The sequence below is a fragment of the Streptomyces sp. NPDC002896 genome (assembly GCF_040295225.1).
Classification (GTDB): domain Bacteria; phylum Actinomycetota; class Actinomycetes; order Streptomycetales; family Streptomycetaceae; genus Streptomyces.
In genome coordinates, this window is sequence record NZ_JBEOVA010000008.1 from 277524 (window position 1) to 291072 (window position 13549).

At 69.9% G+C, this 13549-nt stretch carries 13 protein-coding genes; 11 read left to right on the forward strand and 2 right to left on the reverse strand.

Translation table 11 applies throughout. The features are described from left to right. Positions 1 to 29 precede the first annotated feature (29 nt). The 7 genes from rsmD to mutM all read left to right on the forward strand — a co-directional run bounded on the left by rsmD (position 30) and on the right by mutM (position 5240). Entirely contained in the window at positions 30 to 614 is a 585-nt protein-coding gene (rsmD, locus tag ABT009_RS17135; protein ID WP_351294629.1) for a 16S rRNA (guanine(966)-N(2))-methyltransferase RsmD, read from the forward strand. Between the two features lie 26 nt (positions 615 to 640). Beyond that, positions 641 to 1120 (forward strand): pantetheine-phosphate adenylyltransferase, encoded by a 480-nt coding sequence (gene coaD / locus ABT009_RS17140; protein WP_351295029.1) that lies wholly within the window; start codon positions 641 to 643, stop codon positions 1118 to 1120. Between the two features lie 97 nt (positions 1121 to 1217). Next, the gene (locus ABT009_RS17145; protein WP_351294632.1) at positions 1218 to 2327 is read left to right on the forward strand and encodes a cell division initiation protein; all 1110 of its coding nucleotides are present in this window, start codon (positions 1218 to 1220) and stop codon (positions 2325 to 2327) included. Positions 2328 to 2535: 208 nt separating this feature from the next. Continuing rightward, on the forward strand, positions 2536 to 3225 hold the full coding sequence (locus tag ABT009_RS17150; RefSeq protein WP_351294635.1) for a YceD family protein: 690 nt from the start codon (positions 2536 to 2538) through the stop codon (positions 3223 to 3225). A gap of 2 nt (positions 3226 to 3227) precedes the next feature. After that, entirely contained in the window at positions 3228 to 3401 is a 174-nt protein-coding gene (rpmF, locus tag ABT009_RS17155) for a 50S ribosomal protein L32 (RefSeq protein WP_028802425.1), read from the forward strand. Between the two features lie 19 nt (positions 3402 to 3420). Further along, positions 3421 to 4242: a ribonuclease III gene (gene rnc, locus ABT009_RS17160; protein ID WP_351294638.1), complete on the forward strand. Its 822-nt coding sequence runs from the start codon at positions 3421 to 3423 to the stop codon at positions 4240 to 4242. 128 nt (positions 4243 to 4370) lie between these two features. Continuing rightward, the gene (gene mutM / locus ABT009_RS17165; RefSeq protein ID WP_351294641.1) at positions 4371 to 5240 is read left to right on the forward strand and encodes a bifunctional DNA-formamidopyrimidine glycosylase/DNA-(apurinic or apyrimidinic site) lyase; all 870 of its coding nucleotides are present in this window, start codon (positions 4371 to 4373) and stop codon (positions 5238 to 5240) included. Between the two features lie 3 nt (positions 5241 to 5243). On the opposite strand, the gene ABT009_RS17170 is transcribed toward mutM, so the two are convergent. Together ABT009_RS17170 and ABT009_RS17175 are read right to left on the reverse strand one after the other, a co-directional pair. Then, positions 5244 to 5666 carry a winged helix-turn-helix transcriptional regulator gene (locus tag ABT009_RS17170; RefSeq protein ID WP_351294644.1) on the reverse strand — a complete coding sequence of 141 codons (423 nt, stop codon included), beginning with the start codon at positions 5664 to 5666 and terminating at the stop codon, positions 5244 to 5246. Positions 5667 to 5731: 65 nt separating this feature from the next. Next, a complete protein-coding gene (locus ABT009_RS17175) occupies positions 5732 to 6673 on the reverse strand; it encodes a CAP domain-containing protein (RefSeq protein WP_351294646.1) in 942 nt (313 codons plus the stop codon). A gap of 130 nt (positions 6674 to 6803) precedes the next feature. On the opposite strand from ABT009_RS17175, the gene ABT009_RS17180 reads away from it, so the two are divergent. The 4 genes from ABT009_RS17180 to ABT009_RS17195 all read left to right on the forward strand — a co-directional run bounded on the left by ABT009_RS17180 (position 6804) and on the right by ABT009_RS17195 (position 13505). Continuing rightward, on the forward strand, positions 6804 to 7085 hold the full coding sequence (locus tag ABT009_RS17180; protein ID WP_351294649.1) for an acylphosphatase: 282 nt from the start codon (positions 6804 to 6806) through the stop codon (positions 7083 to 7085). Between the two features lie 378 nt (positions 7086 to 7463). Further along, complete coding sequence (locus ABT009_RS17185) at positions 7464 to 7676, forward strand: hypothetical protein (protein ID WP_351294652.1); 213 nt, start codon at positions 7464 to 7466, stop codon at positions 7674 to 7676. 319 nt (positions 7677 to 7995) lie between these two features. Continuing rightward, positions 7996 to 11829, forward strand: a complete 3834-nt coding sequence (locus ABT009_RS17190; protein ID WP_351294655.1) for a chromosome segregation SMC family protein — start codon at positions 7996 to 7998, stop codon at positions 11827 to 11829. Positions 11830 to 12086: 257 nt separating this feature from the next. Next, a complete protein-coding gene (locus ABT009_RS17195; protein ID WP_351294658.1) occupies positions 12087 to 13505 on the forward strand; it encodes a sugar porter family MFS transporter in 1419 nt (472 codons plus the stop codon). Positions 13506 to 13549 lie beyond the last annotated feature (44 nt).

Here is a 13549-nt window from a genome sequence, read left to right on the forward strand (position 1 = left end):
AACGCGCACGTACTCCGACAAGGACAGAGATGACCCGCGTGATCGGCGGCCGGGCCGGCGGACGCCGCCTCGCCGTACCGCCGGGCAACGGCACCCGCCCCACATCCGACCGCGCGCGCGAGGGCCTCTTCTCCACCTGGGAGTCCCTCCTGGGCCCGCTCGACGGCGTCCGGATAGCCGATCTGTACGCCGGGTCGGGCGCTGTCGGTCTCGAGGCGCTGTCCCGCGGTGCCGCTCACGCCCTCCTCGTCGAGGCCGACGGCCGGGCCGCCCGCACCGTCCGCGAGAACGTGCGCACTCTGGGACTTCCGGGAGCAGACGTACGTATCGGAAAAGCCGCCCAGATCATTGCGGGCCCGGCCCCGGCCGACCCCTACGACCTGGTCTTTCTCGACCCCCCGTACGCCGTCTCGGACGACGATCTTCGCGAGATTCTGCTCACACTCCGCACCGGGGGCTGGCTCGCCGACGACGCCGTCGTCACCGTGGAGCGAAGCACCAGGGGCGGCGAATTCAGGTGGCCGGACGGTTTCGAAGCGATCAGGGCCCGTCGTTACGGCGAGGGGACCTTTTGGTACGGTCGCGCCGCCTCTACGTGCGAAGACGCACCATGACCGGACCGGAGAGCGAGGGACTTCAGTTGCGCCGCGCCGTCTGTCCGGGGTCGTTCGACCCCATCACCAACGGACACCTCGACATCATCGCCCGAGCCTCCAAGCTCTACGACGTGGTGCACGTCGCGGTGATGATCAATCAGTCCAAGCAGGGCCTGTTCACCATCGAGGAGCGGATCGAGCTGATCCGCGAGGTCACCGCCGAGTACGGCAACGTGGAGGTCGAGTCCTTCCACGGCCTCCTCGTCGACTTCTGCAAGCAACGCGACATCCCGGCCATCGTCAAGGGCCTGCGCGCCGTCAGCGACTTCGACTACGAGCTGCAGATGGCCCAGATGAACAACGGCCTCACCGGCGTCGAGACGCTGTTCGTCCCGACCAACCCCACCTACAGCTTCCTCTCCTCCTCCCTCGTCAAGGAGGTCGCGACCTGGGGCGGCGACGTGTCCCACCTGGTGCCGCCGGTCGTCCTGGAGGCCCTCAAGAAGCGCCTCGGCCAGGACTGAACCCCTGACAGTCCGTCACCCGGTGTCGGGCCGCGGGGGACTGCCCGTACAGTCACCTTGTCCGTCTTCAACACAGCTGTAGAGAGTGGCGAGCCCGGTGGACGTGCAGAAGAAGCTCGATGAGATCGTCGCGGCGGTCGGCAGCGCCCGCTCCATGCCCATGTCGGCCTCGTGCGTGATCAACCGCGCCGAGCTGCTCTCGATGCTCGAGGAAGTGCGCCAGGCGCTGCCCGGCTCCCTCGCCCAGGCGCAGGAGCTCATCGGCGACCGCGAGCAGATGGTCGAGCAGGCCCGCCAGGAGGCCGAGCGGATCATCGAGACCGCGCACGCCGAGCGGGGCTCGCTGGTCTCCGACACGGAGATCGCCCGCCGCTCGCAGAGCGAGGCGGAGCGCATCCTCGACGAGGCCCGCAAGGAGGCCGAGGAGATCCGCGCCGAGGCCGACGACTACGTCGACTCCAAGCTCGCCAACTTCGAGGTCGTCCTCACCAAGACCCTCGGCTCCGTCGGCCGCGGCCGCGAGAAGCTGCTGGGCACCGGACCGGGCGTCGACGAGCAGGGCTACGAGGACGAGGACGCCCCCGAGCGCAGCCACGACCCCGAGACCCTGCGCCGCACCGCCGACCAGTACGTCGACGTGAAGCTGGGCGCCTTCGAGGCGGTGCTCGCCAAGACCCTGGAGGCCGTCGGCCGCGGCCGGCAGACGCTCCACGGCCGGATCGCCACCGACGAGCTGGGCGCGCTCGGCCCGGACGGCATGGCGCACCAGCACACCAGCGACGCCGAGTACCTGGCGGACCTCGCGCAGCTGGCAGACCCGGCCGAGCCGGACCCGTTCCCGTCGCAGCCCCGGTCCGCCCCGGCGGCCACCGGGCCGGCGGCCGACACCCACATCCCGGCCCAGCAGCCCTACGGGCAGCAGGAGGCGTACGCGTACCAGCAGGACTCGTACGGGACCGGGTACCAGCAGGCCGATCCGTACGCGTACCAGCAGTCCTACGGGCAGCAGGATCCGTACGGCTACCAGCAGGGCTACGACCAGAGCGGGCAGCAGCCGCAGCAGGCCTACGACCCGGGACAGGGCGACGAGCAGGGGTACGGCTACGGTCGGCCGCAGGGCGGGTCGGCCGCACTCGACGAGACCAGCCTCTTCGACACGAGCATGATCAGCGCGGAGCAGCTGCGCCAGTACGAACAGGGGCGCTAGCCCACGCCGTTTCCGTTGTGGGCAGGCACCCTGCACAGCGGTGCACGTCGTACGGCGCAGCCCGGCGCGGCCAGCGCATCCGCCGCGGATTGGGCCGAAAGCGAAAGGTCCAGTATCCTGGCTCTTCGGCCGGGCAACCGCTGCGCTGACTTCGCAGACCGCCCGCAATTCAGGCTGCTCATAGGTCAGTCCTCATCCCGGTGAGGCCGTGACAGAGCGGCTCTCCCCCGACCTTCGACGATCGAAAGCAGGAACGGCCCTGAACGCCCGCCTCGACCACCGCAACCCCCTCGTGTTCGACACGCACGAGCTGGGTCGGCGTCCTGGTGCGCTCCAGCGCCTGACCCGCACCGTCGACGCTCCCAAGGACTTCGGTCTCCAGGACGTCATCGGAGTGCCGGAAGGCGCTCCGATGGAGCTCGAACTCCGGCTGGAGTCGGTCATGGAAGGGGTCCTCGTCACAGGGACCGCCCGTGCGCGCGCCGAGGGGGAGTGCGTAAGGTGTCTGGAGCCGCTCGGGCTGGAGCTCGACGCGGACTTCCAGGAGATGTTCTCGTACCCTGACGCCGACGACCGGGGCCGCGTGATCGCGGAACCGGGCGACGACGCCGAGGACGACGAGGACAGGCTCTTTCTCGAGGACGGCCTGTTCGACCTCGAGCCCGTGCTGCGCGATGCGGTGGTGCTCGCACTGCCGATGCAGCCGGTGTGCCAGGAAGACTGCCCGGGTCTGTGCTCCCAGTGCGGAGCGCGGCTGGCGGACGACCCGGACCACCACCACGACGCCGTCGACATCCGTTGGGCGGCACTGCAGGGACTCGCCGAGACCATTCAGGACGGCGAGAAGGACGAGATGAGCGGCGCCGAAGCGGGCGTCGACGAGAAGCAGGAGAAGTAGCCGTGGCTGTTCCGAAGCGGAAGATGTCGCGCAGCAACACGCGCCACCGCCGGTCGCAGTGGAAGGCTGCGGTCCCCACCCTGGTTGCGTGCGAGCGCTGCCACGAGCCCAAGCAGCAGCACATCGCGTGCCCCGCTTGCGGCACCTACAACAAGCGCCAGGTCCTCGAGGTCTGAGCGGCTGGTGAGAGGCGCGATGTCTGACGCCAGGAAGAACGGTCCCCGCGCTGGCGTGGGTGGCCCGGCGGACAACACGGCCTCGTCCCACACGCTTCTGGAAGGGCGGCTCGGGTACAAGCTCGAGTCCGCCCTTCTGGTGCGCGCGCTGACCCACCGTTCCTACGCATACGAGAACGGCGGTCTGCCGACGAACGAGCGGCTCGAGTTCCTCGGGGACTCAGTGCTCGGCCTCGTCGTCACGGACACGCTGTACCGCACCCACCCCGACCTGCCCGAAGGCCAGCTGGCCAAGTTGCGGGCCGCGGTGGTCAACTCTCGTGCGCTGGCGGAGGTGGGCCGCGGGCTCGATCTCGGTGCCTTCATCCGGCTCGGCCGGGGCGAGGAAGGCACGGGCGGCCGGGACAAGGCCTCGATCCTCGCCGACACGCTGGAAGCGGTGATCGGCGCGGTCTATCTCGATCAGGGCCTGGACGTGGCGGCGGAGCTGGTGCACCGCCTCTTCGACCCGCTGATCGAGAAGTCCTCGAACCTCGGAGCCGGCCTGGACTGGAAGACCAGTCTCCAGGAGCTCACCGCGACCGAAGGCCTCGGCGTACCCGAGTACCTGGTCACGGAGACCGGCCCCGATCACGAGAAGACCTTCACTGCTGCCGCCCGCGTCGGAGGCGTCTCGTACGGCACCGGCACCGGCCGCAGCAAGAAGGAAGCGGAGCAGCAGGCCGCGGAGTCCGCGTGGCGCGCGATTCGCGCGGCGGCGGACGAGCGGGCGAAGACGGAGGCGGCGGCCGCCGGCTCTGACGGGGCTCCCGACGTTTCGTCGGCCCGGACGTCGGCCTGACTTGACGGTAAGCGCCGCGCGGCCTGTCGCCGCGCGGCGCCCAGACCCGTGCGCCGCAGGCGCAGAGGTACGCTGCCGAGGCGTGGGCCGGCACCCCAGTCGTCGGCAAGCCCCTCCGGAGGAGACCCGTGCCAGAGTTGCCCGAAGTAGAGGTCGTACGGCGGGGACTCGCCCGCTGGACGGCCCACCGCACCATCGCCGACGCCGAGGTCCTGCACCCCCGAGCCGTACGACGTCACATAGGCGGCCCGGACGACTTCACGAATCGCCTCAAGGGCCACCGCATGGGCACCCCGAGCCGCCGCGGCAAGTACCTGTGGCTGCCGCTCGGCGACACGAACACCTCCGTACTCGCCCATCTCGGCATGAGCGGACAGCTGCTCGTCCAGCCGTCGGAGGCCCCGGACGAGAAGCATCTGCGGATCCGGATCCGGTTCGAGGACGACCTCGGCACCGAACTGAGGTTCGTCGATCAGCGCACGTTCGGTGGGCTCTCGCTGCACGAGAACACCCCCGCCGGTCTCCCGGACGTCATCGCACACATCGCGCGCGACCCGCTGGACCCCGATTTCGACGAGGCCGCGTTCCACATCGCGCTGCGCCGCCGCCGTACGACGATCAAGCGCGCCCTCCTGGACCAGTCACTGATCAGCGGCGTCGGCAACATCTACGCGGACGAGGCGCTGTGGCGGGCCAGACTCCACTACGACCGCCCCACCGCGACCTTCACCCGCCCCCGTACCGCCGAGCTCCTCGGCCATGTCCGGGATGTCATGAGCGCCGCACTGGCCGTCGGAGGTACGAGCTTCGACAGCCTCTACGTCAATGTGAACGGCGAGTCCGGCTACTTCGACCGGTCCCTGGACGCATACGGACGGGAGGGCGAGCCGTGCCGACGCTGCGGCACCGTCATGCGCCGGCGCCCCTGGATGAACCGCTCCAGCTACTTCTGCCCGCGCTGCCAGCGCCTTCCGGTGACCAGGCGGCGTCTCCCGTAGCTGCTACGCGCCTCCGTTGCCGGTGCCGTGCTTGGCGTCGTACGACGCGCGCGCCCCGAGCACCTCGTCCATCCGGCCCTCGACGAAGTGGATGAGAGCCATCAGGCGCTCGGCCACCTCCCGGCCCAGGGGCGTCAGCTCGTAGTCCACGCGTGGCGGGTTGGTGGGCTGCGCCTCTCGGTGCACCAGGCCGTCCCGCTCCAGCGCGTGCAGCGTCTGCGAGAGCATCTTCTCGCTGACGCCGTCCACACGGCGGCGCAGCTCGTTGAAGCGGAAGCTGCCCTCATGCAGGGCACCGAGGGTGAGTGCTCCCCAGCGACCGGTGACGTGTTCGAGCGTGCCGCGCGAGGGGCACTGCCTGGAGAACACGTCGAACGCCAGGTCCCGGCCGTCCAGGGCGCACTCGGCCTGCGCGATGGGTTCCATGAAGCCACCATACTCTCGCACAGCGCTGGCCAGAGGGGTGCGCTATCGAAAAGTTAGCGAAGAAGTCAGAAGCCGAAGTCCTGGGTCCACCACGGGCCGTCCGACCCGAAGACGGTGCCGACACCCATCGTCTTGTACTCGCAGTTGAGGATGTTGGCCCGGTGGCCGGGGCTGTTCATCCAGGCGTCCATCACGGACTGGGCGTTGGCCTGGCCGCGGGCTATGTTCTCGCCGCCCAGGTCGGAGATGCCGACCGCCTCGGCGCGGTCCCAGGGGGTGTCGCCGTCGGGATCCGTGTGCGAGAAGAATCCCCGCTGGGCCATGTCTTCGCTGAAATCCTCAGCGAGCGCGGCCAGTCCACTGTCCGCGCGCACCGGACTGCAGCCGGCCTCGGCCCGCTCCTTGTTGACCAGCGTCAGCACCTGGGCCTCGGCGGCGCTCTCGGCGGACTGCTCGCCGGAACCGGAGGAAGGCTGCTGGGTCCCGGCGCTCGCGGTACGCGACGGGCTCGCGGTCGGCGTCGTGCCCGAGCCGCCCGAGCTGGTCTTCTCGGCCGACGGCTTCTCGGACGGTGTCGCCGAGGGCTTGGCCGACGACCTCGACGGTGACGCGGACGGCGACGCGGAACGCTCGGTGCCGCGGCCCGTGTTGCCCGTCTCGCGGTCGTCGGCGCTCACGCTCCCGCCGCCCTGCGGCTCCAGCTCCGACGGGGATTCCGCGGCCTCCACCTTGTCGGAGCCGCCCCCGCCCAGCCGGTAGTTGTCGCCGCCGGGCAGTACGCCGGAGGCCACCGCGACAGCGCCCACGGCGACGGCCGCGGAGACGCCCAACAGCCCTGTACGGACAGGGGTCGCGCCCCGCTTCCTGCGGCGGTGCGACCGTCCGCCGGAGCGGTTGACCGCGGGGTTGGCTGCGGTGTCGGCGTATGCGTCCGCGTAAAGACTCGTGCCCGCTGCGGCGCGGCCCGTGGCGGCACGGCCGGCGGCGGAGCGTCGGTGGCGTCCCATGCCTTGGCCTTCCTCGTCCTCGCGGTCAACGTGATCACCCGAACGGGTGAGGTCCAACGGGTCGGGACGCTACCCCATGACGCGAGAGGGCGAAGTGCCTCCTGAGCAATTGCCCGGTTAGCGTGCACCCATGAACGAACATGTCCGGCTCACCGCATGGGTACGCGGACGAGTACAGGGAGTGGGTTTCCGCTGGTTCACGCGGGCCAAGGCTCTGGAGATCGGCGGCCTGAGTGGTTTTGCTCTCAATCTGGGCGATGGACGGGTCCAGGTCGTCGCCGAGGGCTGCCGGGCCGACTGCGAGCAACTCCTCGATTGGCTGAGGAACGGCGACACACCCGGGAGGGTCGACGGGGTCACTGAGATCTGGGACACCCCGCGCGGCGGCTACGACAGCTTCGCCGTGCGCTGAGGCGGAACCCCGGACCGGCGTCGCGTGTCATGCTCCCGGCGCCCGCGCCCGGGGAAATGACCTGGTGGTTGCCAAGAATCGCTTGCGATGGAAAGCTCCGCAGGCAAGGATGATCTGCACGCCCTCAGGGCCCCGCAGTGAGGCTGCGCCGCATGTTCTACGGCCGCATGCCCCCGGGCTGCCCGCCGATACGGGCGTGATCGTGTTGACCGTCAAACTTTTTGGTGAGACGCTGGAAGCCCCGCGCACCTCAGCTGTTTGGCATGTAAGAACGGCAGCACTGAACTGAAAAGTGTCAAGCACCGCGGGTGCGAATCCCTCACGACCCATCGACCCACACCGCTTCGGTCGGTCACTCAGTGTGGAGGACCATCCATCATGGCAAAGGCGCTTCTCGGTTACGTCGGCGGCTCTGACCCGCGACTTCTCGCCGAGATGCGACGGCTTCAGCAGCGCGTCCAGGACCTGGAGTCCGAGCTCGTAAGGATCCAGGCAGAGAATGACGCGCTTGCGGCTGCCGCTTCTCACCACCACGGCGACGATCTCCTGGACAGCATCGACGTACCCCAGGCGGAGCCTGCGCTCACCTGACCACACCTGATGAAACAAGCTGGTCAGGCTGTCCGTGTCAACCGCTTGCAAAACCTCAAGGGACGCTTCGGCGTCCCTTCGTACTGTTCGTACAGATGTCCCCCGCACACCCGACGGCTTTCTTAACGTCTGATGTGCCCTGCACCTTCATCGATGAAACCGCAAGTTCATGCAAGTTCATGGAGTGAGACGGTGCGATCGCGGAGGGTGATCTGCTGAGCAGTTCCCCGCATCCGGCGTTGCCGCACCGGGGCGCCGGGCGAAGCGTCCTGATGCAGGGGCGGTGGCGGGAGACAGGAGAGAGGTAGAGTCCAGCGGCGTGCACCTCAAGGCTCTGACCCTCCGCGGGTTCAAATCCTTCGCCTCAGCGACCACGCTGCGATTTGAGCCCGGCATCACCTGTGTCGTCGGCCCCAACGGATCGGGCAAGTCCAATGTCGTGGACGCGCTCAGCTGGGTCATGGGCGAGCAGGGCGCCAAGTCGCTGCGCGGCGGCAAGATGGAGGACGTCATCTTCGCCGGCACCACAGGGCGGCCCCCGCTCGGCCGTGCCGAGGTGTCCCTGACCATCGACAACTCCGACGGCGCACTGCCCATCGAGTACGCCGAGGTCACCATCACGCGGATCATGTTCCGCAACGGCGGCAGCGAGTACCAGATCAACGGCGACACCTGCCGGCTGCTCGATATCCAGGAACTGCTGTCCGACTCCGGCATCGGCCGGGAGATGCACGTCATCGTCGGGCAGGGCCAGCTCGACTCCGTCCTGCACGCCGACCCGATGGGCCGCCGCGCCTTCATCGAGGAGGCGGCCGGCGTCCTCAAGCACCGCAAGCGCAAGGAGAAGGCGCTGCGGAAACTGGACGCGATGAAGGCCAACCTCGCCCGCGTCCAGGACCTCACCGACGAACTGCGCCGCCAGCTCAAGCCGCTCGGACGCCAGGCCGCCGTCGCCCGCCGGGCCGCCGTCATCCAGGCCGATCTCCGCGACGCCCGGCTGCGGCTGCTTGCCGACGATCTCGGGCGCCTGCGCACCGCGCTCCAGGCAGAGGTCGCCGACGAGGCGGCTCTCAAGGAACGCAAGGACGCCGCCGAGGCCGAGCTGAAGGCTGCGCTCGCCCGGGAGGCCCAGCTCGAGGACGAGGTACGCCGCCTGACGCCGCGTCTGCAGCGGGCCCAGCAGACCTGGTACGAGCTGTCGCAGCTGGCCGAGCGGGTGCGGGGCACGATCTCGCTGGCCGACGCCCGGGTCAAGAGCGCCACATCCGTGCCCGCCGAGGAGCGCCGCGGCAGGGACCCAGAGGACATGGAGCGCGAGGCCGCCCGGATCCGTGAGCAGGAGGCCGAGCTCGAGGCCGCGCTGGAGGCGGCCGAGCGGGCGCTCGAGGACACGGTCGCCCACCGGGCGGAGCTCGAGCGGGAGTTGGCCGTCGAGGAGCGCCGCCTCAAGGACGTGGCGCGGTCCATCGCCGACCGTCGTGAGGGGCTCGCCCGGCTGAACGGCCAGGTCAACGCGGCCCGTTCGCGCGCCGCAGCCGCCCAGGCCGAGATCGACCGGCTGGCCGCGGCCCGCGACGGGGCCCAGGAGCGCGCGGTCGCAGCCCAGGAGGAGTACGAGCAGCTCAAGGCCGAGGTCGACGGGCTCGACGAGGGCGACGCGGCCCTCGCCGAACAGCACGAGGCCGCCCGGCGGGCGCTCGCCGACGCGGAGGCCGCGCTCACCGCGGCCCGGGAGGCGGCCACCACCGCCGAACGCAAGCGCGCCGCCCTTGCCGCCCGGCATGAGGCCCTGGCGCTGGGGCTGCGGCGCAAGGACGGCACGGGTGCGCTGCTGGGGGCGAAGGATCGCCTGACGGGACTGCTGGGCCCTGCCGCGGAACTGCTCTCGGTGGCCCCCGGGTTCGAGGTGCCGGTGGCGGCCGCGCTCGGGGCGGCCGCGGACGCGGTGGCCGTCGCCAATCCGTCGACAGCAGCAGAAGCGATCCGCCTGCTGCGTAAGCAGGATGCGGGCCGCGCGGCGATGCTGCTGGGCGGGGCGCCGGAGCCGGAGATCTCTGCCGCCGCACGCGCGCGTGGCGGCGTTCCGGCTGGCGCCGGGCGGACCGTGGAGGACTCGGCGCCTGCTGCGGCGGACGATCCTGGCGGTGTGGGCGTCCCTGGCTCGGGGGTTCACCGGGACGGGGGCGGGGTGCCGGAGTCGGAGGCTGCTGCGGGTGCACGCGCGCGTGGCGGCGTTCCGGCGGGCGCAGGCCGGCCTTTGGACGCCGCATTGCCCGGTGCCGGAGCGCCCGGGTCCGCGGTGACCGTTGCCGGAACACGGGCGGGCGGCACGCCGGTGGCGGGGCCCGACGGTGCGCCCCTCGTCGCCGACCTGATCCGCGCCCCCGGTGAACTGCTGCCCGCCGTGCGGCGGCTCGTGCGGGACATGGTCGTCGTCGGCACGCTCGACGACGCCGAGGATCTCGTCTACTCCCGCCCGGAGCTGATCGCCGTCACCGCGGAAGGGGACGTGCTCGGTGCTCACTTCGCGCACGGCGGTTCCGCGGGCGCGCCCAGCCTGCTGGAGGTGCAGGCACAGGTCGACGAGGCCGCGGCCGAGCTGGAGGAGCTCGCCGTGCGCTGCGAGGAGCTGGCCGACGAGCAGCGCGGGGCAACCCAACGGCGTACGGAGTGCGCGGCGCTCGTGGAGGAGCTCGGCGAGCGGCGGCGGGCCGCCGACCGCGCGAAGTCGTCCGTCGCGCAGCAGCTCGGCCGGCTCGCCGGACAGGCGCGCGGCGCGGCCGGCGAGGCCGAGCGGAGCGCCGCCGCTGCGGCGAAGGCCCAGGAGGCTCTGGAGAAGGCCGTCGCGGAGGCCGAGGAACTCGCCGAACGGCTGGCCGTCGCCGAGGAGATGCCGGTCGAGGAGGAGCCCGACACATCCGTACGAGACCGGCTCGTGGCGGACGGGGCCAACGCCCGGCAGACCGAGATGGAGGCCCGCCTCCAGGTCCGTACGCACGAGGAGCGGGTCAAGGGGCTTGCCGGACGGGCCGAATCCCTCGACCGCGCCGCCCGCGCGGAACGCGAGGCACGCGCGCGTGCCGAACAGCGGCGGGCCCGGCTGCGCCACGAGGCAACCGTGGCCGAGGCCGTGGGCTCCGGCGCGCGCCAGCTGCTGGCTCATGTCGAGGTGTCCCTCGCGCGGGCGGAGGAGGAGCGCGGCGCTGCCGAGCGCGCCAAGGCGGACCGGGAGCAGGAGCTGACCGCCGCGCGCAACACGGGCCGCGATCTCAAGTCGGAACTCGACAAGTTGACGGATTCAGTGCACCGCGGGGAGGTACTCGGCGCCGAGAAGCGGCTGCGGATCGAGCAGCTGGAGGCCAAGGCACTGGAGGAGCTCGGTGTGGAACCGGCCGGTCTTGTCGCCGAGTACGGCCCTGACCAGCTCGTGCCGCCCTCGCCCCCCGCCGAGGGCGAGGAACTGCCCGACGACCCCGAGCATCCGCGTAACCAGCCCCGGCCCTTCGTCCGCGCCGAGCAGGAGAAGCGGCTCAAGTCAGCCGAACGGGCGTACCAGCAGCTGGGAAAGGTCAATCCGCTGGCGCTTGAGGAGTTCGCCGCGTTGGAGGAGCGCCACAAGTTCCTCTCCGAGCAGCTCGAGGACCTGAAGAAGACACGCGCCGACCTGCTGCAGGTGGTGAAGGAGGTCGACGAGCGCGTCGAGCAGGTCTTCACCGAGGCGTACCGGGACACGGCCAGGGAGTTCGAGGGAGTGTTCTCGCGGCTGTTCCCGGGCGGTGAGGGCCGGTTGATCCTGACCGATCCCGACAACATGCTCACCACGGGCGTCGATGTGGAGGCACGGCCTCCGGGGAAGAAGGTCAAGCGACTGTCGCTGCTGTCCGGCGGTGAGCGGTCGCTGACCGCGGTGGCGCTGCTGGTGTCGATCTTCAAGGCCCGGCCGAGCCCGTTCTATGTGATGGACGAGGTCGAGGCCGCCCTCGACGACACGAACCTGCAGCGGCTGATCCGGATCATGCAGGAGCTGCAGGAGAGTTCGCAGCTGATCGTGATCACGCACCAGAAGCGGACGATGGAGGTCGCGGACGCGCTCTACGGCGTGTCGATGCAGGGCGACGGCGTCTCGAAGGTGATCAGCCAGCGGCTTCGCTGACCGCCGACGACAGCGCTGACCTGCGATGTCTCAGCTCGAGACGAGACCCTCTGTTTCAGCTTCATTCAACTTTTGAAGACGACCGCCTTAGCGAAGTGTGATTGCTCACAGCGACCCCCCTGTTGACTTCAAAACTTGAAGGAATACTCTCTGCAGCGTTGCTTTTACCTTCAGGTGGTGGGCCGCGCAAAGTTGTGCCCCACTGGAAGGGCCTGCACCACCCCGGCAACGCTGCCGGTGGCTCGAGGAGTACTTACGTGACCAGCGCAGAAAAGGCACCGTCGTCCGGAGCCAGGGAAGCTCATCCGGAGCATCTCGCACATGTCGTCTTCATCGCGGCAGCGGCCGCGATGGGCGGCTTCCTCTTCGGCTATGACAGTGCCGTGATCAACGGCGCCGTCGAGGCCATCCGGGATCGCTACGACATCGGATCGGCCACCCTCGCCCAGGTGATCGCGATCGCGCTGATCGGCTGCGCGATCGGTGCCGCGACCGCGGGACGGATCGCGGACCGCATCGGCCGCATTCGGTGCATGCAGATCGCCTCCATCCTCTTCACCATCAGCGCCATCGGTTCCGCCCTGCCCTTCGCCCTGTGGGACCTGGCCTTCTGGCGGATCGTCGGCGGCTTCGCCATCGGTATGGCGTCCGTCATCGGCCCCGCCTATATCGCCGAGGTCGCCCCGGCCGCGTACCGCGGACGGCTCGGCTCCTTCCAGCAGGCCGCGATCGTGGTCGGCATCGCCATTTCGCAGCTGGTCAACTACGCGATCCTGAACGCCGCGGGCGGCGACCAGCGCGGTCGGCTGATCGGCCTGGAGGCCTGGCAGGTCATGCTGGGCGTCATGGTCATCCCGGCCATCCTCTACGGTCTGCTCTCCTTCGCCATCCCCGAGTCGCCGCGCTATCTGATCGAGGCGGGGCACGACCTGCGCGCCCGTCAGGTGCTCGAGGAGGTCGAGGGCAAGGACGTCGATCTCGACGCCCGCGTGCAGGAGATCAGGCTCGCCATGCACCGCGAGGAGAAGCCGACCTTCAAGGATCTGCTCGGCGGCAGCTTCTTCTTCAAGCCGATCGTCTGGATCGGCATCGGGCTCTCCGTCTTCCAGCAGTTCGTCGGCATCAACGTGGCGTTCTACTACTCGGCGACCCTGTGGCAGTCGGTCGGTGTGGACCCGGCGGAATCGTTCCTGTATTCGTTCACCACGTCGATCATCAACATCGTCGGCACCGTGATCGCCATGATCTTCGTCGACAGGATCGGCCGTAAGCCGCTCGCGATCATCGGTTCCGTGGGTATGGTCATCGGCCTCGCGCTCGAGGCCTGGGCCTTCAGCTACGACCTCGTGGACGGCAAGCTGCCGAGCACCCAGGGCTGGGTCGCCCTGGTCGCGGCCCATGTGTTCGTCCTGTTCTTCGCCCTCTCCTGGGGCGTGGTCGTCTGGGTCCTGCTCGGCGAGATGTTCCCGAACAAGATCCGTGCCGCGGCGCTCGGCGTGGCCGCGTCCGCCCAGTGGATCGCCAACTGGGCGATCACCGCGACCTTCCCGTCGCTGGCCGACTGGAACCTGTCCGCGACGTACATCATCTACACGGTCTTCGCCGCGCTCTCGATCCCCTTCGTGCTCAAGTTCGTGAAGGAGACCAAGGGCAAGGCGTTGGAGGAGATGGGCTAAGTCCCCGCTGCCCCTCTCCTCACCCTGCGCCGCTCCGGCTCGGC

What these genes read in the sequence shown, in the direction of transcription:
- rsmD (WP_351294629.1), top strand. Translation starts at nt 30, where the DNA reads ATGACCCGCGTGATCGGCGGCCGGGCCGGCGGACGCCGCCTCGCCGTA.
- rnc (WP_351294638.1), top strand. Translation starts at nt 3,421, where the DNA reads ATGTCTGACGCCAGGAAGAACGGTCCCCGCGCTGGCGTGGGTGGCCCG.
- ABT009_RS17170 (WP_351294644.1), bottom strand. Translation starts at nt 5,666, where the DNA reads ATGGAACCCATCGCGCAGGCCGAGTGCGCCCTGGACGGCCGGGACCTG.
- ABT009_RS17175 (WP_351294646.1), bottom strand. Translation starts at nt 6,673, where the DNA reads ATGGGACGCCACCGACGCTCCGCCGCCGGCCGTGCCGCCACGGGCCGC.
- ABT009_RS17180 (WP_351294649.1), top strand. Translation starts at nt 6,804, where the DNA reads ATGAACGAACATGTCCGGCTCACCGCATGGGTACGCGGACGAGTACAG.
- ABT009_RS17185 (WP_351294652.1), top strand. Translation starts at nt 7,464, where the DNA reads ATGGCAAAGGCGCTTCTCGGTTACGTCGGCGGCTCTGACCCGCGACTT.